The following is a 20,049-nucleotide window of genomic DNA, read 5'->3' as shown; positions in this document are numbered from 1 at the left end:
CGCCGGAACGGGGGCTCAGGACTCGGCGCGCTCTCTGATCGCGTCGGCGGCGCGACCGAGCAGGGCGGCGGCCTCCTCCAGGGAGAGGCCGTCGCCTTCGGCGTGTGCCATGGCGAACTCGTCCTCGCCGATCACGGACCTCACCAGCTCGGTCGCCCGGTCGAGGTTCTCCCGCTCCAGTGGCGGCGGCCGGTGCTCCGCCGGCAGCACGCCGTCCCGGGCGCCGAGCAGCACCGCCCCGGCCCGCGCCGCCTCCACCCCGCCGGGCCCGGCCAGCGCCCAGGCCGCGGTGACCAGATGGACCGCCGGCATCTGCGGGGCGACCATCATCGACAGCGGCCCGAGCGAGCGCTCGTACGCCTCCACGGCGAGGTCGAGCGCGGGGGCGTACCGCTCGTCCAGGTTCTCCAGCCAGCTCAGGATGCCGAGCGTGAAGCCCTCGAAAAGGGAGAGGGTCGTGGAGTCGAACTCGCCCCGCAGCAACTGGAGATGCTCCCGCGCCTCGGCGATCCGGCCGGTGCGTCCGAGCGCCAGGGCGAGGAACACCCGGGCACCGAGCACGGGTTCGTGTCCCCGCCCGTACCCGCCGTCCACGATCTCCCGCAGGATCGCCTCGCCCTCGTCGGGCCGCCCCGTCTCCACGAGCATGTCCGCGTACCTGGCCCGCAGCAGGGCCATCTGCGACTGGGCGCCGATCCGCTCCGCGTAGCCGATCGCGGCGGCGAAGTCCTCCGCCGCGCCCTCGAATTCGAGTCGGCGCTCCCGGGACTCGGCACGGGAGGAGAGCGCCTCGGCCGCGCCCCAGGCGTCGCCGAGGCGGACGAAGATCTCCAGGCTCTCGTCGGCGTCGGCACCCGCCCGGTCGGCCCAGTCGGACCGGTTGGCGAACATGTTGGCGCGCAGCTGGAGGGCGTTGGCCAGCTCCCAGTCGTAGCCGTGGCGGCGGCAGGCCGCGACGGTCGCGTCGAGGAGCTCGCGCAGCCTGCCCGCCTCGCCGATGAGGAGGACCGCGAAGACGGCGTAGGAACCGGGCAGCCGGCAGGTCTGCGGCAGGCCCGGCTCGTAGACGGCGGTCATCTCGCGCAGCCGCCGCACCCCCTCGGGGGTCGTCCAGCGCCCGGTCTCGTGGTCCATGTTCAGGAGCTCCACCAGCCGCACCCCCCGCCGGGCCTCCCAGCGCTGCTCCTCGGAGAGCGGCGGCGGCAGGGCCGTGCACGGCTCGTGCAGGGCAGCGACGGGGGCGGCGGGCGGCGCGAACGGGTCGGGCCCCAGGGCGGCGACCGCCCGCCCCCAGTGCAGCGCGTCGACGCGCAGGTCGCGCATCTGCCAGTACCAGAGCAGCGAGTGGACGAGGACGAGTGCCTCGTCCTCGTCGCGGGCGTCGACGGCCCGGCGCAGCGCCGTGCGCAGGTTGCCGTACTCGGCCCCGAAGCGGGCGATGGCGGCGACCTGCCCCGCGCCCCGCAGCTCGGGGTCGGTACGGCGGGCCAGCTCGCGGTAGTACGTCAGGTGCCGGCGCTCGGTCGCCGCCCGCTCCCCCGCCTCGTCGAGCCGCTCACCCGCGTACTCCGCCACGGTCTCCAGAAGCCGGTAGCGCATGCCGGTGTCACCGGGCGCGGCGACGACGAGCGACTTGTCGACCAGGGAACCCAGCACGTCCAGGACGTCGACACCGGCGCACACGGCCTCCGCCGCCTCCAGGTCGCAGCCGCCGGTGAACACCGACAGACCGCACAGGACGGCCCGCTCGGACTCGTCGAGCAGCTCCCACGACCAGTCCACGACCGCGCGCAGCGTCTGCTGGCGGGGCAGTACGGTCCGGGCACCCGAGGTCAGCAGCCGAAACCGGTCGTCGAGCCGGTCCGCGATCTGCCGCAGGGTCAGCATCCGCAACCGGGCCGCGGCCAGCTCGATCGCCAGCGGCAGCCCGTCCAGGCGGCGGACGATCTCGGCCGCCGCCTCCGGGTCCTCGTCGGTCCCGAAGCCCGGCCGGGCGGCCGCGCCCCGCTCCCCGAACAGCCGCAGCGCCGTCTCGACGGGCAGCGGTCCGAGCGGGCGCAGCACCTCGCCCGGTACGCCCAGGGGCTCCCGGCTCGTGGCCAGGACCCGCAGTCCGGGGCAGCGGGCGAGGAGGGTCTCGGCCAGGTCGGCGGCAGCCGCCACCAGGTGCTCGCAGTTGTCGAGGAGCAGCAGCATCCGGCGCCCCGCGCAGTGCTCCACGAGCCGGGCGAGCGGGTCGTCGACGGCCCTCAGCTCCTCGGCTCCGGCGCCGCGCAGCACGGTCTCGCGGGCGCCGACGGCCGCGAGGACGGCCTCGGGCACGGCCTCCGGGTCGCGTACGGGGGCGAGCTCGGCCACCCAGACGCCGTCCGGCCAGGCGTCGGCCCCCCGCTCGGCCGCCTCCTGGGACAGCCGGGTCTTGCCGGCCCCGCCGGTGCCGAGCAGGGTGACGAGCCGGGCGCCCCGCAGGTCGTCCTGGAGCGCGGCGATCTCCTCGTCCCGGCCGACGAAGCTGGTCAGCCGGGCCCGGAGGTTCCCGGGGACGCCGGAGGCCCGGAGGCCCGCCGGGCCCGGACCGGTCCGCGGGGGCGCGGGCGCCGCGGCGGGCTCGGGCGCCGGGTCCGGTGCGGGGGCCAGCAGCTCGGCGTGGAGGGCGCGCAGGGCCGGGGAGGGGTCCGTGCCGAGGCGGTTGGCGAGGGCGCGGCGGACCGACTCGTACGCGGCGAGCGCCTCGGCCGCCCGGCCGGTGTCCCGCAGGGCGCGGATCCGCAGCGCCTGGAGGGGTTCGTCCAGCGGGTGGGCCGCGCAGAGGGAGGTCAGCTCGGGGAGCGCGGCGGGCGCCCCGCCGAGGGCGAGGGCCGCGTCGAGCCGGGCGCGGCGGGCGTCGAGCCGGCGGGCCTCCCAGCGGACGGCTTCCGCGTCCCGGTCCGGGAGGTCGGCGAGGGCGGGCCCGCGCCAGAGCGCGAGGGCCTCGTCGAGGACGGCGGCGGCCCGTGCCGGGTCACCGGCGCCGAGCGCGGCCAGGCCCTCGGCCGCGAGGCGTTCGAAGCGCCGGGCGTCGACGTCCTCGGGCCGGGCGTCGAGCCGGTAGCCGCCCTCGGCGGAGACCACCCGGTCCCGGCCGACGGCCTTGCGCAGCCGTCCGACGAGGGCCTGGAGGGCGGCGACGGCGTCGGCGGGCGGTTCGTCGCCGTGCCACACCTCGTCGACGAGGTCCGGAACGGGCACGGTCCGGCCGGCCCGCAGGGCGAGCACGGTCAGCAGCGCGCGGACGCGCGGGCCGCCGACGGTGACGTCGGTGCCGTCGGGCGTGTGGGCGAGGGTCGGGCCGAGCACGGAGTAGCGCACGGGTCCCATTCTCCGTGAGACGGTCCCCGGCGGAGGAACTCGCCCCGTGGCCCGGTACGTTTCCCGCACACCAGCCCTCCGTCCCTGGGAGTTCCCGCGATGACCACGGCCACCACCCGGCGCCACGAACGGCGGATCAGCCCCGTCTTCCTGGCGATCCTCGCCGTCATGGCCGTCACCGGCTGGGCGGTGTGGACGGACTACGCCGCCTCACCCGGCCTCGCGGTCTTCCTCTTCGTCACCTCGGCGTGGGTGGTGTCGCTCTGCCTGCACGAGTACGCGCACGCCCGCACGGCGCTGCACGGCGGGGACATCACGGTCGGCGCGAAGGGCTATCTGACCCTGAACCCGCTCGCCTACACGCACGCGGTGCTGAGCGTCGTCCTGCCGGTGCTGTTCGTGATCATGGGCGGGATCGGTCTGCCGGGCGGTGCGGTCTTCATCGAGCAGGGCCGCATCAAGGGCCGCTGGAAGCACAGCCTGATCTCGGCGGCCGGTCCGCTGGCGAACGTGCTGTTCGCCCTGGCCTGCACGGCCCCGTTCTGGCTGGACGCGCTCGACGGCGTGCCGCCCGCGTTCCGGTACGCGCTCGCGTTCCTGGCGTTCCTCCAGGTGACGGCCGCGCTCCTGAACCTTCTGCCGGTGCCGGGGCTCGACGGGTACGGGGTGGCCGAGCCCTGGCTGTCGTACAAGGTGAAGCGGCAGATCGAGCCGTACGCGCCGTACGGCTTCTTCATCGTGATCGCGCTGCTCTTCGTGCCGGCGATCAACGGGGCCTTCTTCGACACGATCGACGCGCTGATGCAGGCCCTCGGGGTGTCGGAGGGGTACCGGGGCTGCGGTTCGCAGCTGTTCCGGTTCTGGGAGGGGACCCCGGAGTTCTGCCCGCTCTAGCCCTGCGCGGCCGCCTGCTTCTCGACCTTGGCGCGGCGGATGTAGTACCAGGCCATGTTCGAGGAGAGGCCCGCGATCAGGACCCAGACGACGCCGAGGAAGCTGCCCTCGACGAAGGAGACGACGGCCGCGGCGACGGCGAGGGCGCAGACCACGAGGGCGTAGAGGGCGAGGCGGGGCATGGGGGACGGCTCCTGTCCGGGTACGGCTGATGGTGCCCGTCCAGTGTCCCCCATGCCCGGAAGCGTCCGGTCTCCGGCTCCGCTCCCGGCGGGTCGGCTCAGACGTCGGTGACCCGCAGCCCCGCGTGGGCCTTGTAGCGGCGGTTGACCGAGATCAGGTTGGCGACGAGCGACTCGACCTGGTGGGCGTTGCGCAGCCGGCCGGCGAAGACGCCGCGCATGCCGGGGATGCGGCCGGCGAGGGCCTGGACGATCTCGACGTCGGCGCGCTCCTCGCCGAGGACCATCACGTCCGTGTCGATCTCCTCCAGAGAGGTGTCCTGGAGGAGGACGGCGGAGAGGTGGTGGAAGGCGGCGGCGACCCGGGACTCCGGGAGCAGCGCGGCGGCCTGCTCGGCGGCGGAGCCCTCCTCGGGCTTGAGGGCGTAGGCGCCCTTCTTGTCGAAGCCCAGCGGGTTGACGCAGTCCACGACCAGCTTGCCCGCGAGCTCGTCGCGCAGCGACTCCAGGGTCTTGGCGTGGCCGTCCCACGGCACGGCGACGATCACGATGTCGCTGCGGCGGGCGGTCTCCGCGTTGTCGGCGCCCTCGACGCCGTGACCGATCTCGGCGGCCACGCCCTGCGCCCGCTCGGCGGCCCGGGAGCCGATGATCACCCGCTGCCCGGCCTTGGCGAGCCGGTAGGCGAGGCCGCGGCCCTGGTCGCCGGTGCCGCCGAGCACGCCGACGACGAGGCCGGAGACGTCGGGGAGGTCCCACGGGTCCTTGGGGGCGGCCTTCGGGGCGGCGGCGGAGTCCTGGGGTGCGCTGGAGGAAGTCATGGCCCCGACATTACCGACCGGTCGGGGCGTCGGACTCCCGTACGGGTGGAACCTCGGCAACCGGCCGCGCGCCGGGCGCGGCTGCGGCAGGATGCGGGCCCATGGATGCCGTACGGGTCGCGTTGCTGCGGGAAGTGCTCGCCGGGACGGAGTGGCCGGGGGCGGCCCGCCGGTTCGCCGGGGCGCTCCGGTCGTCGGTCGTCCCGCACCGGGGCGGACTGCTCCTGGTGGGCACGGAGGAGTACGAGCCCTGGCACCTGGCGGCGCACCTGGTCGACGAGTCCGCCTGGTCGGGGCTGCCGGAGCTGGCGCCGACGCTGGTGCGGCACCGGGTGCGGCCGGGCGATCCGGCGCATCTGGCGGTCGGGCTGGGGCGCCTGGAGGCGGCGGGGCGCGGGGCGACGCTGCTGATGGTGGCGCCGGAGCGGCCGGACGCGGGGCTTCTCCAGCGGGTGCACGACGCCCGGCGCGCGGGGGCGACGGTGCTCTGCCTCGACGGCGGCGACGCGGAGGTGCGGGGGCTGGCCCACGAGGCGCTGGCGGTGACGGAGGACGCGGGCGTGGACCTGGACACGGTCCAGCACCTGGTGAGCGCGGCGGCCGGCGAGAACAGTCTGCCGTCGCCCCGCGGGAGCCGCCGCTTCCGGGACCGGCTCTCGGGCCTCGCGGACCGTCTGACGGCCCCGCCGCCGGCCCGCTGGTGAGGCGGGGGCGGCGGCCGGCTCCGTAATGCGATTGCGTCGGGCATCCCGTGGCCGGAACATGTCCCCTCGTGTCCTCCTCCCCCCTGCTTTCCAGGCTCTCCGCCCTGCTGCCCGACCTGGCGCCGTGGCGGTCGTCCCGCGACTTCCGGCTGCTGTGGGTGCAGGGGCTCGTCACGTACTTCAGCAGCGCGATGGCGATGATCGCCCTGCCGCTGCAGATCAAGGAGCTGACGGGTTCGCCGCTCGCGGTCGGCGCGATGGGCGCGGTCGAGCTGGTGCCGCTGGTGGTCTTCGGCCTGTACGGCGGGGCGCTCGCGGACGCGGTGGACCGGCGGAAGGTGATCCTGGGGACGGAGGCGGGGCTCGGACTGCTGGCCGGACTGCTGCTGCTCAACGCACTGCTGCCGGAGCCGATGCTGTGGCCGCTGTACGTGGTGGCGGCCGGGGTCTCGGCGCTCGCGGGGCTGCAGCGGCCGGCGCTGGACTCCCTGCTGGCCCGGATCGTGCCGCACGAGCAGCAGACGGCGGCGGCCGCGCTGAACTCGCTGCGCTGGCAGATGGGCTCGATCGCGGGTCCGGCGCTCGCGGGCCTCGTCGTGGCGTGGGCGGGGCACGCGCCCGCGTACGGGGTCACGATCGCCGGTTTCGCGGTCTCGGTGCTGCTGTGCGGCCGGCTCTCCCCCGCGCCGGCCGCGCACGACGCGGAGAAGCCCTCGCTGCGGGGCATCGCGGAGGGCGCGCGGTACGCCTGGTCGAGGCCGGTGCTGCTGGGCACGTACGCGATCGACCTGGCGGCGATGTTCTTCGCCTTCCCGAACACGATCTTCCCGTTCCTCGCGGACGAGCTGGACGCCGACTGGTCGCTCGGCCTGATGTACGCGGCGGGCTCGGTCGGCTCACTGGTGCTCGGGCTGACGAGCGGCTGGACCTCCAAGGTGCGGCGGCACGGACTGCTCGTGGTCGGGGGCGCGGCCGGCTGGGGTCTGGCGATCGCGGCGGCGGGCTGGTTCGGGAACGTCTGGCTGGTGCTGCTCTGCCTGGCGTTCGCGGGCGCGGGCGACATGCTGAGCGGGCTCGGCCGGGCGACGATCTGGAACCAGACGATCCCGGAGGAGCTGCGCGGCCGGCTGGCCGGCATCGAGGTGCTCTCCTACAGCGTCGGCCCGCAGCTGGGCCAGGTCCGGGCGGGCGTGATGGCCGGCTGGACCGGCACCCGGGCGGCGGTCTGGACGGGCGGCGTGGCCTGTGTCGCCTCGGTGTGGCTGCTCAGCCTGACCCTGCCGAAGCTCCTCACGTACGACTCCGCGACCGACGAGGACTCCCTGCGCCGCAAGGCCCAGCAGGAGGACGCCCGGCGGACGGCGGCGGTGCGGGACGCGGACGGGCCGGACGCCGGCCTGCCGGAGGACGACCGGCGGACGGCGGCCGGGACCGCCTGAGCGGCCCCGGCCGATCCCGGCCGATCTCGGACGGCCCCCGACCGCGGCCGGTCGTGGACCCGCGGGAGCGCCTCTAGGGCCTGTCGTCAGATTCCCGTCGTCGCCCGAAGGGCGGCCCCGCGGCGTCTGGTGCGTGCTCTCGGCGTGCCGGGTGGAAGTCCGCGTACTGGACGTACTTGGGCTTTCGCCCGGTGCGGCGAGAGTGCGTGCCAGGCGTCGTGGGGCAGACGGGAATGTGACGACAGGACCTAGGGGGTGTCTTCCGGGTTCTCGTTCCTGCCCGGACCGTCGTGCCAGCGCGGGTCGGTCTCCCACTCCAGGTTCCGCTCGCGGGCGGACTCCATGGCGTGGGCGGCCTCCTCACGACTGGCGTACGGGCCGAACCGGTTCTTGGCAGGGCATTCGGGGCCCTCCTCGACCTTCTTGTGCTCCAGGCAGTAGTACCACTCGCCCGGTTTGCCCGCGGTGCGCTTCTTGAACAGGGCCATCGTCGTCGGCTCCTTCCTCCGAGACCATGCTGCCCCAGACCCGGTCGTTAGACTCGCTGGCATGTCTGGCCAGTCGCTTCTCGTACCGGGGGAGCTCTCCCCCCACCGCTCCGTCCCGGGCTCCATCCGCCGCCCCGAGTACGTCGGGAAGCCCGCACCGGCCCCGTACACCGGGCCCGAGGTGCAGGATTCCGACACCATCGAACGGATGCGGATCGCCGGCCGCATCGCCGCCCGGGCGATGGAGGAGGCCGCCAAGCACATCGCTCCCGGTGTCACCACCGACGAGCTCGACCGGGTCGCGCACGAGTACATGTGCGACCACGGCGCCTATCCCTCGACCCTCGGCTACCGCGGGTTCCCGAAGTCGCTCTGCGCCTCGGTCAACGAGGTCATCTGCCACGGCATCCCGGACTCCACGGTGCTGCGGGACGGCGACATCGTGAACCTGGACGTCACGGCGTTCATCAACGGCGTCCACGGCGACAACAACGCCACCTACCTCTGCGGCGACGTCGACGAGGAGTCGCGGCTCCTCGTCGAGCGGACCCGGGAGTCCCTGAACCGGGCGATCAAGGCCGTGCGGCCCGGACGCCAGATCAACATCATCGGCCGGGTGATCGAGTCGTACGCCAAGCGCTTCGGCTACGGCGTCGTCCGCGACTTCACCGGGCACGGGATCAACTCGTCGTTCCACTCCGGCCTGATCGTCCCGCACTACGACTCCCCCCACCACACCACCGAGATCAAGACCGGCATGACCTTCACGATCGAGCCGATGCTGACGCTCGGCAGCCACGACTACGACATGTGGGACGACGGCTGGACCGTGGTGACCAAGGACCGCAAGCGGACCGCGCAGTTCGAGCACACCCTCGTCGTGACCGAGAACGGGGCCGAAATCCTTACGTTGCCCTGACCTCTCGAACGGGTAGCGTTTTACCGACAGGACGTCGGGAACCAGTTGACTTAGGCAAGCCTAACTTGGCAGGATCGTCACTGGTTCCCGTCCCATCGGTCTCGGAGGCACGCCTTGGACACGCCCTTCTCCACGTTGATCCGTACGGCTTCGCACGAGCAGCACACGGAGGCGGAGACGTCGTCCTTCATGGGTGACCTGCTGGGCGGGCGGCTGGCCGTCGATGCCTACGCCCGCTACACCGAGCAGCTCTGGTTCGTCTACCAGGCCCTGGAGGAGGGCGCGGAGGCGCTCCGCGAGGACCCGGTCGCCGGGCCCTTCATACAGCCCGAACTGTTCCGCACGACCGCCCTGGAGCAGGACCTCGCCCATCTGCGGGGAACCGACTGGCGCGCCGGCGTCTCCCCGCTCCCCGCCACCGTCGCGTACGCCGCCCGGGTCGCCGAGTGCGCCCGCGACTGGCCGGCCGGTTACGTGGCCCACCACTACACGCGCTACCTGGGCGACCTGTCGGGCGGCCAGATCATCCGCGACAAGGCGGAGCGGACCTGGGGCTTCGCGCGCAAGGGCGACGGCGTGCGGTTCTACGTCTTCGAGGAGATCGGCAACCCCGCCGCGTTCAAGCGGACCTACCGGGAGCTGCTCGACGGGGTGAACGCCGACGACCTGGAGAAGCAGCGGATCGTCGACGAGTGCAAGCGCGCCTTCGCCTTCAACAGCGCGGTCTTCCACCAGCTGGGCGGCGAGTTCCCGCTGAGCGCCTGAGCGCTTGAGCACTTGAGCGCCGGGCGCGCGGGCGCCCGGCGCGTCGGGGTTCAGCGCGTGAGCGTTCCTTCCAGGCGGACCCGTCCGCCCAACTCCACGATGCCGTCAGGGCCGGGGGCGGTGAGCAGCTGCGACCCCCGGCCCTGTGTGATGTTCAGGGCCCGGCCCAGCTCCGCCGTGAGGAGCAGCGCTGCGGCGCCGGTCGCCTCGTCCTCGTCGATGCCGTCGCCGCGGCCCGGGAACGCCCGCGCCCTGATCCGGCCGGCGGCCTCCTCCTCCCAGGCCCAGGCATAGATCCACTCGCCCGGCTCGGGCACGTCGAGGGCGTCCACCTCGGCGGCGGAGCCGTACTGGCGCAGTGTCCGGGGCGGCGCCCACTCGGCGCGCGCCTCGATCCAGGTGAACTCCCCGTCGCCGCGCACCCATACCTCGCCGGCCGGCGGCCGGACGACCTCCAGGTCGAGCAGCCAGGCGGCGCCGACGAGCGGGTGCCCGGCGAAGGGCAGCCGCAGGCCGGGGGTGTAGATGTCGACGATCCCGCGCTCGGGGTCGTCCACGAACACCGTCTCGCTGAAGCCGAGTTCCTTGGCGAGCGCCTGCCGGGTGGCCTCGTCGGGGTGCGTACGGGCTTCTCGTACGACTCCGAGGGCGTTGCCGTGCCGGCCGTCGCCCGCACAGAAGACCCGGAGGACGTCGATGTCAGTGGCCGTCGTGTTCATGCCGGAAATTGAACCATCCGTCGGCACGGCGGCAGGGCCGCACCCGGAGATCGGGTGCGGTCGTGCCCTGTGGGAGTGGCGGTTCAGGAGTCCATGGCGCGGCGGCGGACGGCGATGACGACGGCCGCACCCGCGCCGGCGACCTGGCGGCCCGTACGGCCGCGGCCCCCGCCGAACTTCCCCTGGGCGTCCTCACCGCCCTCCTCGGCAGCCCCTTCTTCTTCTGGCTGCTGCGCAGGACCCGTCGCAAGCAAGGTGGTTGGGCATGACATCCGTACGCCTCCGGGGACTGCTGCCGCACCGGCGCACCCGTACGCTCCCCTCCCCCGCCGCGTTCGGCGCGCTCGTCGCCGAGGCCGTCGGCGTACGGATCGGCGGGCGGGCCGCGGGCGACTGGCCGCCCGGCGAACTCGCCCTGCGCCGCGCGGTGCTGCCGCAGGCCGCGGCGCTCTCCTTCCCCTTCGCCGTCGCCGAGGTGGTGCGGATGGGCCGGGCCCCGTGGGCGGGGACCGGGCGGGAGGACGAGGACGGGGCAGCGGTCGCGGAGGCGATGGCGGCCACCGAGGTCAGGGAGTTCGCCGCGCGCCCCTTCTCCGCGCTGTCCGGCGGCGAGCGGGCCCGGGTCGCGCTGGCCCGGGTGCCGGCCCAGCGGACCGGTCTGCTGCTGCTCGACGAGCCGACCGCCGCGCTCGACCTGCGCCACCAGGAACTGGTCCTGCGGGTCTGCCGGGAGCGGGCAGCGGCCGGGGACGCGGTGGTCGTCGTCCTGCACGACCTCGGGCTCGCCGCCGCCCACGCGGACCGGATCGCGGTCCTGCACGAGGGGCGGATCGCGGCGGACGGCCCTCCCCGGGAGGTGCTGGACGGGGAGTTGCTCAGCCGGGTCCACCGGCAGCCGGTGGAGGTCTTCCCGCATCCGCGGACGGGCGTTCCCCTCGTCGCGCCGAAGCGCACCGCCCCCGGGGCCCGTTCGCGTACCGACGCGTAACCCAAATCAGGACAATACCCCTTGCTTGACCTGCCCTTGACCAAGCCATGAGGACCTCATGAAGTCCCTGTGACCCCGCTGTGTCCGGCCTGCCGGACCTGAGAGCTGAATCACTGGACGGGTGGGTATGGCTGAGGTAAGCCTCGGTTAAGTTAGGTCCGCCTCACCCACGTCCCCGCGTTCCTGGAGTCCTCATGCGAGCAGTCCGCCTCTCCGTCGTCACCGCCGCCGCGACCGCGGCTGCTCTGACCGCCGTCACGGGCTGCGCCGAGAAAAGCGACGCCAAGGCCGACGACGGCGCGATCACCGTCGTCGCCAAGGACGACTCCTGCGAGGTGTCGAAGAAGGAGTTCCCGGCCGGGCACGTGAAGCTGGCCGTCGAGAACCGCGGCAGCAAGGTCACCGAGGTCTACGTCCTCTACCCGGACGACCGGATCGTCACCGAGCGCGAGAACATCGGCCCCGGCACCAAGGCCACCGTCACCGCCGAGATCAAGGCCGGCGACTACACCGTCGTCTGCAAGCCCGGCATGACCGGCACGGGCCTGCGCCAGCCGGTCAAGGTCACCGGCGCCGGCGCCACGACCGCCAAGCGCTCCCCCGAGATGGACGCCGCCGTCGCCGCCTACCGCCAGTACGTCCAGGCGCAGGCCGACGCGACCCTGCCCAAGGTCAAGGTCTTCACCGACGCCGTCCGCGCCGGTGACGTCGAGGCCGCGAAGAAGGCGTACGCCGAGTCCCGCATCGGCTGGGAGCGCACCGAGCCCGTCGCCGAGTCCTTCGGCGACATCGACCCCAAGGTCGACGTCCGCGAGGACGGCCTGGAGGCGGGCCAGGACCCGGCCAAGGACTGGACCGGCTGGCACCGCCTGGAGAAGGCGCTCTGGCAGGACAAGAAGATCGGCGCCGCCGAGAAGACCCTCGCCGACACCCTCGACAAGGACCTCGCCGACTGGGTGAAGCGCGTCGGCAAGGCCGAGATCACCCCGACCTCGATGGCCAACGGCGCCAAGGAGCTCCTCGACGAGGTCGCCAGCGGCAAGGTCACCGGCGAGGAGGAGCGCTACTCCCACACCGACCTCGTCGACTTCAAGGCGAACGTCGAGGGCGCGCAGAAGTCCTTCGAGCTGCTCAAGCCGGTCGCCTCGAAGAACGACGCCAAGCTCGTCGCCGAGCTGGACAAGCAGTTCGCCGCGCTGAACACGCTGCTCGACAAGTACCGCACGGACAAGAGCAGCTACGTCTTCACCTCGTACGACAAGGTCGGCAAGCCCGAGCGCAAGGAGCTCTCCGACGGCGTCAACGCGCTGGCGGAGCCGCTCTCCAAGCTCGCCGCCGCGGTCGTCAAGTAGTCGTCGAAAGAGTAGGGACGGGGACAGGGACATGTCCGAGGAGATCCAGGAGCAGACGGCGGCCGAGGCCGCCGTGCCCTCCCGCCGCAAGGTCATCGGCTGGGGCGGTGCCGGGCTCGCGCTCGGTGCCGCCGCGGCCGGCGGCGCCGTCGCGCTGACCCGGGACGGCGACACCACCGCGCCGGTCGCCGACAGCGGCGGGGCCGTGCCGTTCCACGGCGCGCACCAGGCCGGCATCGCCACCGCCGTGCAGGACCGGCTGCACTTCGCCTCCTTCGACGTGAAGACGAAGGACCGCGCGGAGCTGATCCAGCTCCTCAAGGACTGGACGCGGGCCGCCGAGCGGATGACGGCCGGCGCCGAGGTCGGCGAGGGCGCGTACGGCGGCCTCCCGGAGGCGCCGCCGGACGACACCGGTGAGGCCCTCGGCCTCAAGCCCTCCCGCCTCACCCTCACCATCGGCTTCGGCCCCTCGCTCTTCGACGGGCGTTTCGGGCTGAAGGACAAGCGGCCCGGGTCCTTGGTGGAGCTGCCCAAGTTCCCGGGCGACAACCTGGACCCGGCGCGCAGCGGCGGCGACATCTGCGTGCAGGCGTGCGCGGACGACCCCCAGGTCGCCGTCCACGCCATCCGCAACCTCGCGCGGATCGGCTTCGGCAAGGTCGCGGTGCGCTGGTCGCAGCTGGGCTTCGGCAAGACGTCCTCGACGACGCCGGACGCCCAGACCCCGCGCAACCTCTTCGGCTTCAAGGACGGCACCCGCAACATCGCGGGCACCGAGGCCGAGCGGCTCGCCAAGCACGTGTGGGTCTCCGGCAAGGACGCCGAGGGCGGCGCCGCCTGGATGGACGGCGGCTCGTACCTGGTCGCCCGCCGCATCCGCATGAACGTCGAGACCTGGGACCGCACTCCGCTCGCCGAGCAGGAGGACATCTTCGGCCGCGACAAGCGCGAGGGTGCGCCGGTCGGCAAGGCCAAGGAGCACGACCAGCCGTTCCTCAAGGCGATGAAGCCCGACGCGCACGTCCGGCTCGCCCACCCGGACAGCAACCACGGCGCGACGCTGCTGCGCCGCGGCTACTCCTTCACGGACGGCACGGACGGCCTCGGCCGTCTGGAGGCGGGCCTGTTCTTCCTGGCGTACCAGAAGGACGTCCGCACCGGTTTCATCCCGGTGCAGACCTCGCTGGCGTCCGACGCCCTCAACGAATACATCCAGCACGTGGGTTCGGCGCTGTTCGCGATCCCGCCGGGCGTCCGTGACAAGGACGACTGGTGGGGCCGGACGCTGTTCTCCTGACGGAGCTGACGGAGAAGGAGCACCGACGTGTTCGGTAACTATCTGATCGGCCTGCGCGAGGGCCTCGAAGCCAGCCTGGTCGTCTGCATCCTCATCGCCTACCTGGTGAAGACCGGCCGCCGGGACGCGCTGAAGCCGATCTGGATCGGCATCGGCGTGGCCGTCGGTGTGGCCCTGGCCTTCGGCGCCGGCCTCGAATTCGGCTCCCAGGAGCTGACGTTCGAGGCGCAGGAGCTGCTCGGCGGCTCGCTGTCCGTCATCGCCGTGGTCCTGGTGACCTGGATGGTCTTCTGGATGCGGCGCACCGCCCGGCATCTCAAGACCGAGCTGCACGGGAAGCTGGACGCGGCCCTGCAGATGGGCACGGGCGCGCTGGTCGCCACCGCCTTCCTGGCGGTGGGCCGCGAGGGCCTGGAGACGGCGCTCTTCGTCTGGGCGTCGGTCCGGGCCTCCTCGGACGGCACGTACGCGCCGCTGACCGGGGTCCTGCTCGGCCTGCTGACGGCGGTGCTGCTCGGCTGGCTGTTCTACCGGGGCGCGCTGAAGATCAACCTGGCGAAGTTCTTCACCTGGACCGGCGGCATGCTGGTCGTGGTGGCGGCGGGTGTCCTCGCGTACGGCGTGCACGACCTCCAGGAGGCGCGCTTCCTCGGCGGCCTCGCGGACAAGGCGTTCGACATCTCGGCGACCATCCCGCCGGACAGCTGGTACGGCACGCTCCTCAAGGGTGTCTTCAACTTCCAGCCGGACCCGACGGTCCTTCAGGTCACGGTGTGGGCGCTGTATCTGGTCCCGACGCTCGCGCTGTTCCTGGCCCCGATAGGGTCGGGTCCGTCCGTGCGGGTGAAGAAGCAGAAGGCGACCGATGAGAAGGCTGAGTCTGCGGCGAACGCCGAGACGGCCGGTTGAGCGGCTGACGGTACGACCGGCGAGGCTGCTCGCGGCGACGGCGACGGCGACCGTCCTGACCCTGACGGCGAGCGGCTGTGTGACGGTGCACGGCGAGACGGCCCTGCTGCCGCCCGCGACGAAGGCCGAGGCGGCGCGGGCCGTCGCGGACTTCACGGCCGCGTACAACCGGGCCGACAAGGCGTACGACCCGGCCCTGGACGCGGGCCGGGTCACCGGCCCGCTGGGCGAGGTCAACCAGGCGGGCCTGCGGGCGCGGTCGATCACCACGCCCGGCGGCAACGCGAACCACCGGCCCCTCGAACTGACGGACACCCGGTTCGTGCTGCCCCGGAAGGCCGGCTGGCCGCGCTGGTTCGTCGCGGACGCCGATCCCAACCGGGACGTCGACGGGGGCGCCGGCGACCAGCGCTGGCTCCTGGTCTTCGTGCGCAACGGGCCGCAGCAGCTGTGGGAGGTCGCCTACCTCGGCATCCTCGACGCCGGCAGCGTGCCCGAGTTCGCCGAGGAGGCCGGATACGCGGTGCCGGTCGCCGCGGACGGCGACGCGCTCGCGGTCGCGCCCCGCGACCTCGGCAAGCGGTACGTCTCCTACCTGAAGGACGGGCAGCCGGGGCCGTTCGCGGCGGGCACGCACACCACCGGGTGGCGGGCGGACCGGCAGAAGGCCGCCAAGCGGCCTGGGCTCGCCACCCAGTACCTCGACCAGCCCACCGACCAGGGCGACTTCGCGCCGCTGGGGCTGCGGACCCGGGACGGCGGCGCGCTCGTCTTCTTCGCGACCCGGTACTTCGAGCGGCAGACGGCGGCGCCGGGCTACCGGCCCAAGGTCGGCTCCGACGTCAAGGCGCTGATGACCGGCGAGATCAAGAACACCGTCACCCGGGAATGGGTCTCCAGCCAGGCGGTCCTGGTGAAGCCGGCGGGCACGGACCGCGACGGCGTCACGTTCGTGAGCCGTCTCCAGGGCGTGGTGGGCGCGGAGGGCTCGTAGGGGCCCGGCCCGGCACGCCGGCGGGCCCTCCCGCACGTCGGCGCACCGGCGGGCTCCCGCGCGTCGGCACATCGGGGCCCTCCCGCACGTCAGCGGGTCAGGGGCCAGGCGATCTCGTGCGCGGTGTGCTCCCCGTCCCCGTCCGCCTCGCGCTCGGCCGCGTGGCGGGCGCAGGCGTCCTGGAGGGTCTCCAGAAGGTTCAGCGGGTCGGGCAGCGGGTGCTCGGGGCCCCGGACCCAGGCGACGACCGGATGGGCGTCCTCGTCCCCGGGGAGCCGTGCGGGCGGTACGAGGACGTAGCTGCCGCGGCAGTGCCAGCGCAGTCCGGGATGCTCGTCCATGGTCTCGGGGTGGCAGTCGAGCTCACACGGCCACCACTCGTCCTCGTCCTCGGGGGTACCGCGGGTGGCGGTGAAGAAGAGCATCCGCCCGCCGACGGTGTCGACGTCCGCGGACTCGGCGACCGGCCCGACGTCGACGCCCTCGGCGAGAAGGCGCTCCAGGGCGGCGCGGCCGGCGGCCAGCGGCACGTCGAGGACGTCGTGGACCATGCCGGTGGCGGTGACGAAGTTCGCCTCGGTCTCGTTCCGGGCCCAGCGCTCGATCTGCGCGCGGTCGGTCGTCGACTGCGTCTGCCAGGCGAAGGAGACGGGGTGCCGGGCGGGGGTGGGACAGCCGATCCGCTCACAGGAACAGCTGTAGCCGACGGGGTACGCGGCGGGGGCCAGGGGCAGCCCGGCGGCGGCGACGGCCAGGAGCAGCTTCTCGCGGTCGTTCTCGTCGTCGGCCGCGGTGCGTTTGGGGCGCCTGCGCAGCCACTGTGCGAGTTTGCTCTCCGTGCCGCGGTAGCGGCCGATCCCGTCGCCCATCTATCCCCTCACACCTCATGCTCGCCCGTTCGGCTCTGCCCATGGTCCCACCATCCTGCGCCTCGGGTGACCGGAGTGCGGAACCGGGGTGCTCGCCGGTGGTCCCGGCGGGTCCCCGCCGCCGGTCAGGTCCTCGGCGCGAGACCCCGCAGGGCCAGGTCGACGAGGGCGTCGGCGTAGGCGTGGGTGAGCGGCAGGGTGCGGTGGAGCCAGCGGTGGTGGAGGGGGCCGACGAGGAGTTCGAGGGCGAGGCGGGGGTCGACGTCCGGGTCCGCGTCGCCCGCCGCCTGGGCGGCCTCGATGCGGCGGACGTAGTACTGGAGCTGGGGTTCGAGCAGGGCCTCGGTGAAGCGGGCGCCCAGTTCGGGGTCGACGATCCCCTCGGCGGCGAGGGCGCGGGTGGGGGCGTCGAAGGCGGGGTCGTTCATCTCGTCGACGGTGGCGCGGAGCACGTACCTGAGGTCGGCGGCGAGGTCCCCGGTGTCGGGGATCTCACTCCGGGCGTCGCCGCCGAGGGCCTCGTTGGCGCGGGCGGCGAGGTCGAGGAAGGCGTCGAGGAGGACGGCCGCCTTGGAGGGCCACCAGCGGTAGATGGTCTGCTTGCCGACCCCGGCGCGGGCGGCGATGCCCTCCACGGTGGTCTTCGCGTAGCCGGTCTCGGAGACGAGGGCGAGGGCGGCGTCGAAGATGGCTCGGCGGGAGCGTTCGCTGCGGCGGGAGGCGTCGGGGGCGGCCTTCGCGGGCCTGGGCTCGGACATGGCCCCAATCTAGCAGCAGGCGAGACGAGACGTCTCGCCAAGCGGGTGGTATCGAACCACCCGAACGGTCCACTGCGCTCAGGCCGCCGAGGGCGGACCATGGGGTCCACCGATCTTCGGTTCTTCCGTCCACCCGTCCGTGAGGAGCCCTCATTGCGCCCCACTCCGCGCGCGTCCTCGCCCCGCCGTTACCTGATGTGCCCACCCACGCACTTCACCGTGACGTACTCCATCAACCCCTGGATGGACCCCACCAAACCGGTCGACCTGCCGCTCGCCCTCGCCCAGTGGGAGGACCTGCGCGACCGCTACCGCTCGCTCGGCCACACCGTGGAGCTCCTGGTGCCCGACCCGGCGCTGCCGGACATGGTCTTCGCGGCGAACGGCGCCACCGTCGTCGAGGGCCGGGTCCTCGGCGCCAGGTTCGCCCACGCGGAACGGGCGCGCGAGGCCGACGCCCACCTGTCCTGGTTCCGCAGGAACGGTTGGGCGGACGACACCCTGCGGGTGCCCGAGCACGTGAACGAAGGGGAGGGCGACTTCGCCGTCACCGCCTCCTGGATCCTCGCCGGCCGCGGCTTCCGCTCCAGCCCGCTCTCCCACGACGAGGCGCAGGAGTTCTTCGGCCGCCCGGTCATCGGCCTGGAGCTGGTGGACCCGCGCTACTACCACCTGGACACGGCGCTGTGCGTCCTGGACGACGCCCGCGACGAGATCATGTACTTCCCGGACGCCTTCTCCCCCGGCAGCCGCGCGGTGCTCGCCCGGCTCTTCCCGGACGCCCTCGTCGCGACCGCCGAGGACGCGGCGGCCCTCGGACTCAACGCGGTCAGCGACGGCCTGCACGTCCTCCTGCCGCAGGCGGCGGTGGGCCTCTTCGAACCGCTGCGCCGCCGCGGCTTCGAACCGGTCGGCATGGACCTGGGCGAACTCCTCAAGGGCGGCGGCAGCGTGAAGTGCTGCACCCAGGAGCTGCGGCCCTAGGTTCCGTCCGGGCAGGACCCGGGCTGCGTCCGGATCAGGGCCTGGGCTGCGTCCGGATCAGGGCCCGGGTTCCGTCCGGATCAGGGTCGGCCGAGGTCGTCGGAGGTCTCCGGCGGCCACGGGTCGCCCCACTCCGCGTCGCGGGCCTGCTTGTACAGGGGCCCGTGCCGCTTGGTGACCGTGTCGCGGGCCAGCCCGTCGGGGCCGCACAGGTCGAGCAGGACCTGTCCCTTGCGGATCTGGGGCCTGCGGGTGACCCGGGAGACCGCGGGGGTCACCGGGAACCTGGTCGCGGCGACGTAGCTGTACTTCTCGTCCTCGTACGGCAGCGAGCCGCCCTTGACCTGGCGGTGCAGCGAGGAGCGGCTGACCCGGGCCGCGAAGTGGCACCAGTCCGTGCCCGGCACGATCGGGCAGGCGCCGCTGTGCGGGCAGGGCGCGGCGACGGTGAACCCGGCGTCGACGAGCAGGGTGCGGGCCGCGATGATCCGCTCGTAGCCGTCGGGGGTGCCGGGCTCGACGATCACCACCGTCTGCGCCACCCGCGCCGCCTCGGCCACGAGCGCCGTCCGGTCGCCCTCGGTCAGCTCCTTGAGCACGTACGAGACGGTGACCAGGTCCGTCTCCGCGAGCCGGAGCGCGCCCCCGATCCGGGCGGTGCGCCACTCGGCGTCGAGAGCCCCGGCGGCCAGCTCGCGGCCGAGCGCCAGCGCGGGCTCCGCCCAGTCCAGGACGGTGGTGTGCGGCGGCGCGTCCTCCCACGCCTCGGCGACGGCCCAGCTCGCCGCGCCGGTGCCGCCGCCGACGTCGGTGTGCGTCCGCGGCTCCCAGTCGGGCGCCGCGTCCCGCAGGGCGTACAGGGCGCCCCGTACCGCCTCGAACGTCGCCGGCATCCGGTACGCGGCGTAGGCGGCGACGTCGGAGCGGTCGCGCAGCACGGGGGCGTCCGTCGGGGTGGTGCCCCGGTAGTTGGCGATCAGCCGCTCGACGGCCCGCGCCGCCTGGCGGGGCGGCAGCCCGTCGAGGAGCCGGGCGAGGGCGGCGCGCAGGGACTCGGCGGAGGGAGGGGAGGCGTTCACCGCGACATTCTAGGCGGCGCCGCCGGCGCCTCCTCCGGCCGCCGACGCCACCGGCGCCGTCGCGGTCAGGGCGAGTGGACCGCCTTCCAGGCGTCGATGGACCGGTCCCACTGCTCGCCGGTGAGTTCGGTCAGGGAGGCCGGGAAGAGGCCGTCCTCCTCCTTGGCGATGTGGTCGTGGAGTTCGTCGACGGCCCGGACGAACTCCGCCCGATGGGCCGCCGAGCCGAGGTCGAGACCGGCCAGGAAGGCGGCGAGCTCCCGGTGCTCGCGGGCGAGGGCGTCGACGTACGCCGTGTACTCCTCGTTCTCGCGCATGACGGCGAACAGGCCGCGCTCCTCGCCGGCCCAGTGGTCGAGCAGCAGCACGGCCATCCGCTCCACGAGCTCCCGAGCGCGCTCGTGGTCGCCCGCGTCGAGCGCGCGCACGGCGTCCCCGGCGAGGTCGGTCACCGCCTCGTGCTCGGCGATGAACTCCTTGATCAGGGGGATCTCACGGCAGCCGCAGTAGTGACACATGCCGCCGATGGTCACAGCA

19 protein-coding genes and 2 pseudogenes are annotated in these 20,049 nt (G+C 73.7%); 12 read left to right on the top strand and 9 right to left on the bottom strand.

Annotation, left to right across the window (positions count from 1 at the left end):
• Positions 1-15: 15 nt before the first annotated feature.
• A complete protein-coding gene (locus tag ACFVZH_RS03010) occupies positions 16-3,357 on the bottom strand; it encodes a BTAD domain-containing putative transcriptional regulator (RefSeq protein WP_384892228.1) in 3,342 nt (1,113 codons plus the stop codon).
• A 90-nt stretch (positions 3,358-3,447) separates the two neighbouring features.
• On the opposite strand from ACFVZH_RS03010, the gene ACFVZH_RS03005 reads away from it, so the two are divergent.
• On the top strand, positions 3,448-4,242 hold the full coding sequence (locus tag ACFVZH_RS03005; RefSeq protein ID WP_384892225.1) for a site-2 protease family protein: 795 nt from the start codon (positions 3,448-3,450) through the stop codon (positions 4,240-4,242).
• Here the strand turns inward: ACFVZH_RS03005 and ACFVZH_RS03000 are convergent.
• Together ACFVZH_RS03000 and npdG are read right to left on the bottom strand one after the other, a co-directional pair.
• The gene (locus tag ACFVZH_RS03000) at positions 4,239-4,478 is read right to left on the bottom strand and encodes a hypothetical protein (protein WP_384892223.1); all 240 of its coding nucleotides are present in this window, start codon (positions 4,476-4,478) and stop codon (positions 4,239-4,241) included. The two genes, ACFVZH_RS03005 and ACFVZH_RS03000, sit on opposite strands and share 4 nt — an antisense overlap.
• A 44-nt stretch (positions 4,479-4,522) precedes the next feature.
• Complete coding sequence (gene npdG, locus ACFVZH_RS02995) at positions 4,523-5,245, bottom strand: NADPH-dependent F420 reductase (protein WP_384892220.1); 723 nt, start codon at positions 5,243-5,245, stop codon at positions 4,523-4,525.
• A 101-nt stretch (positions 5,246-5,346) separates the two neighbouring features.
• Here npdG and ACFVZH_RS02990 point away from each other — a divergent pair, with 101 nt between their 5' ends.
• Positions 5,347-5,949 carry a hypothetical protein gene (locus ACFVZH_RS02990; RefSeq protein ID WP_384892217.1) on the top strand — a complete coding sequence of 201 codons (603 nt, stop codon included), beginning with the start codon at positions 5,347-5,349 and terminating at the stop codon, positions 5,947-5,949.
• Positions 5,950-6,032: 83 nt separating this feature from the next.
• Entirely contained in the window at positions 6,033-7,388 is a 1,356-nt protein-coding gene (locus tag ACFVZH_RS02985) for an MFS transporter (RefSeq protein WP_384892920.1), read from the top strand.
• Between the two features lie 248 nt (positions 7,389-7,636).
• Here ACFVZH_RS02985 and ACFVZH_RS02980 read toward each other — a convergent pair whose 3' ends face one another.
• On the bottom strand, positions 7,637-7,876 hold the full coding sequence (locus ACFVZH_RS02980) for a hypothetical protein (RefSeq protein ID WP_384892214.1): 240 nt from the start codon (positions 7,874-7,876) through the stop codon (positions 7,637-7,639).
• A gap of 61 nt (positions 7,877-7,937) precedes the next feature.
• Between ACFVZH_RS02980 and map the strand changes: the two genes are divergently transcribed.
• Both map and ACFVZH_RS02970 read left to right on the top strand, forming a co-directional pair.
• Positions 7,938-8,795, top strand: coding sequence for a type I methionyl aminopeptidase (gene map, locus ACFVZH_RS02975; protein ID WP_384892212.1), 858 nt, complete (start codon positions 7,938-7,940; stop codon positions 8,793-8,795).
• Between the two features lie 114 nt (positions 8,796-8,909).
• Positions 8,910-9,560, top strand: coding sequence for a heme oxygenase (biliverdin-producing) (locus ACFVZH_RS02970; RefSeq protein WP_384892209.1), 651 nt, complete (start codon positions 8,910-8,912; stop codon positions 9,558-9,560).
• 50 nt (positions 9,561-9,610) lie between these two features.
• Here the strand turns inward: ACFVZH_RS02970 and ACFVZH_RS02965 are convergent, their stop codons facing one another.
• A complete protein-coding gene (locus tag ACFVZH_RS02965; RefSeq protein WP_384892206.1) occupies positions 9,611-10,279 on the bottom strand; it encodes a PhzF family phenazine biosynthesis protein in 669 nt (222 codons plus the stop codon).
• A gap of 134 nt (positions 10,280-10,413) precedes the next feature.
• Between ACFVZH_RS02965 and ACFVZH_RS02960 the strand changes: the two are divergent.
• The 6 genes and pseudogenes from ACFVZH_RS02960 to ACFVZH_RS02935 all read left to right on the top strand — a co-directional run.
• Positions 10,414-10,548 (top strand): annotated as a pseudogene (locus ACFVZH_RS02960) (iron chelate uptake ABC transporter family permease subunit); the annotation flags it as partial.
• A gap of 92 nt (positions 10,549-10,640) precedes the next feature.
• Positions 10,641-11,267, top strand: a pseudogene (locus ACFVZH_RS02955) (ATP-binding cassette domain-containing protein); the annotation flags it as partial.
• Between the two features lie 194 nt (positions 11,268-11,461).
• Complete coding sequence (gene efeO / locus ACFVZH_RS02950; protein WP_384892204.1) at positions 11,462-12,619, top strand: iron uptake system protein EfeO; 1,158 nt, start codon at positions 11,462-11,464, stop codon at positions 12,617-12,619.
• Between the two features lie 31 nt (positions 12,620-12,650).
• Positions 12,651-13,919 carry an iron uptake transporter deferrochelatase/peroxidase subunit gene (gene efeB, locus ACFVZH_RS02945; protein WP_384892201.1) on the top strand — a complete coding sequence of 423 codons (1,269 nt, stop codon included), beginning with the start codon at positions 12,651-12,653 and terminating at the stop codon, positions 13,917-13,919.
• A 27-nt stretch (positions 13,920-13,946) separates the two neighbouring features.
• Positions 13,947-14,828: an iron uptake transporter permease EfeU gene (gene efeU, locus ACFVZH_RS02940; protein WP_384892198.1), complete on the top strand. Its 882-nt coding sequence runs from the start codon at positions 13,947-13,949 to the stop codon at positions 14,826-14,828.
• Positions 14,785-15,822 (top strand): hypothetical protein, encoded by a 1,038-nt coding sequence (locus ACFVZH_RS02935; protein ID WP_384892195.1) that lies wholly within the window; start codon positions 14,785-14,787, stop codon positions 15,820-15,822. The genes efeU and ACFVZH_RS02935 overlap by 44 nt, the downstream gene beginning before the upstream one ends.
• 89 nt (positions 15,823-15,911) lie before the next feature.
• Here ACFVZH_RS02935 and ACFVZH_RS02930 read toward each other — a convergent pair whose 3' ends face one another.
• Both ACFVZH_RS02930 and ACFVZH_RS02925 read right to left on the bottom strand, forming a co-directional pair.
• Positions 15,912-16,691, bottom strand: a complete 780-nt coding sequence (locus ACFVZH_RS02930) for a bifunctional DNA primase/polymerase (RefSeq protein WP_384892193.1) — start codon at positions 16,689-16,691, stop codon at positions 15,912-15,914.
• A 125-nt stretch (positions 16,692-16,816) separates the two neighbouring features.
• Complete coding sequence (locus ACFVZH_RS02925) at positions 16,817-17,449, bottom strand: TetR/AcrR family transcriptional regulator (RefSeq protein WP_384892190.1); 633 nt, start codon at positions 17,447-17,449, stop codon at positions 16,817-16,819.
• A gap of 153 nt (positions 17,450-17,602) precedes the next feature.
• On the opposite strand from ACFVZH_RS02925, the gene ddaH reads away from it, so the two are divergent.
• Positions 17,603-18,433 carry a dimethylargininase gene (ddaH, locus tag ACFVZH_RS02920; RefSeq protein ID WP_384892187.1) on the top strand — a complete coding sequence of 277 codons (831 nt, stop codon included), beginning with the start codon at positions 17,603-17,605 and terminating at the stop codon, positions 18,431-18,433.
• Positions 18,434-18,513: 80 nt separating this feature from the next.
• On the opposite strand, the gene ACFVZH_RS02915 is transcribed toward ddaH, so the two are convergent.
• Together ACFVZH_RS02915 and ACFVZH_RS02910 are read right to left on the bottom strand one after the other, a co-directional pair.
• Positions 18,514-19,512, bottom strand: a complete 999-nt coding sequence (locus ACFVZH_RS02915; RefSeq protein WP_384892184.1) for a small ribosomal subunit Rsm22 family protein — start codon at positions 19,510-19,512, stop codon at positions 18,514-18,516.
• A gap of 65 nt (positions 19,513-19,577) precedes the next feature.
• Positions 19,578-20,030, bottom strand: coding sequence for a hemerythrin domain-containing protein (locus ACFVZH_RS02910; RefSeq protein ID WP_384892181.1), 453 nt, complete (start codon positions 20,028-20,030; stop codon positions 19,578-19,580).
• Between the last annotated feature and the right edge of the window lie 19 nt (positions 20,031-20,049).

It is taken from the genome of Streptomyces sp. NPDC059534 (assembly GCF_042743475.1).
Taxonomy (GTDB): Bacteria; Actinomycetota; Actinomycetes; order Streptomycetales; family Streptomycetaceae; genus Streptomyces.
Note: the sequence above shows the minus strand (reverse complement) of the source record. Positions and strands in the feature narration are given on the sequence as shown.

Bases quoted from the DNA above. Each gene is read 5' to 3' on its own strand.
- ACFVZH_RS03010 (WP_384892228.1), bottom strand. From the start codon at position 3,357: ATGGGACCCGTGCGCTACTCCGTGCTCGGCCCGACCCTCGCCCACACG.
- ACFVZH_RS03005 (WP_384892225.1), top strand. From the start codon at position 3,448: ATGACCACGGCCACCACCCGGCGCCACGAACGGCGGATCAGCCCCGTC.
- ACFVZH_RS03000 (WP_384892223.1), bottom strand. From the start codon at position 4,478: ATGGGGGACACTGGACGGGCACCATCAGCCGTACCCGGACAGGAGCCG.
- npdG (WP_384892220.1), bottom strand. From the start codon at position 5,245: ATGACTTCCTCCAGCGCACCCCAGGACTCCGCCGCCGCCCCGAAGGCC.
- ACFVZH_RS02990 (WP_384892217.1), top strand. From the start codon at position 5,347: ATGGATGCCGTACGGGTCGCGTTGCTGCGGGAAGTGCTCGCCGGGACG.
- ACFVZH_RS02980 (WP_384892214.1), bottom strand. From the start codon at position 7,876: ATGGCCCTGTTCAAGAAGCGCACCGCGGGCAAACCGGGCGAGTGGTAC.
- map (WP_384892212.1), top strand. From the start codon at position 7,938: ATGTCTGGCCAGTCGCTTCTCGTACCGGGGGAGCTCTCCCCCCACCGC.
- ACFVZH_RS02965 (WP_384892206.1), bottom strand. From the start codon at position 10,279: ATGAACACGACGGCCACTGACATCGACGTCCTCCGGGTCTTCTGTGCG.
- efeO (WP_384892204.1), top strand. From the start codon at position 11,462: ATGCGAGCAGTCCGCCTCTCCGTCGTCACCGCCGCCGCGACCGCGGCT.
- efeB (WP_384892201.1), top strand. From the start codon at position 12,651: ATGTCCGAGGAGATCCAGGAGCAGACGGCGGCCGAGGCCGCCGTGCCC.
- ACFVZH_RS02935 (WP_384892195.1), top strand. From the start codon at position 14,785: ATGAGAAGGCTGAGTCTGCGGCGAACGCCGAGACGGCCGGTTGAGCGG.
- ACFVZH_RS02930 (WP_384892193.1), bottom strand. From the start codon at position 16,691: ATGGGCGACGGGATCGGCCGCTACCGCGGCACGGAGAGCAAACTCGCA.
- ACFVZH_RS02925 (WP_384892190.1), bottom strand. From the start codon at position 17,449: ATGTCCGAGCCCAGGCCCGCGAAGGCCGCCCCCGACGCCTCCCGCCGC.
- ACFVZH_RS02910 (WP_384892181.1), bottom strand. From the start codon at position 20,030: ATGTGTCACTACTGCGGCTGCCGTGAGATCCCCCTGATCAAGGAGTTC.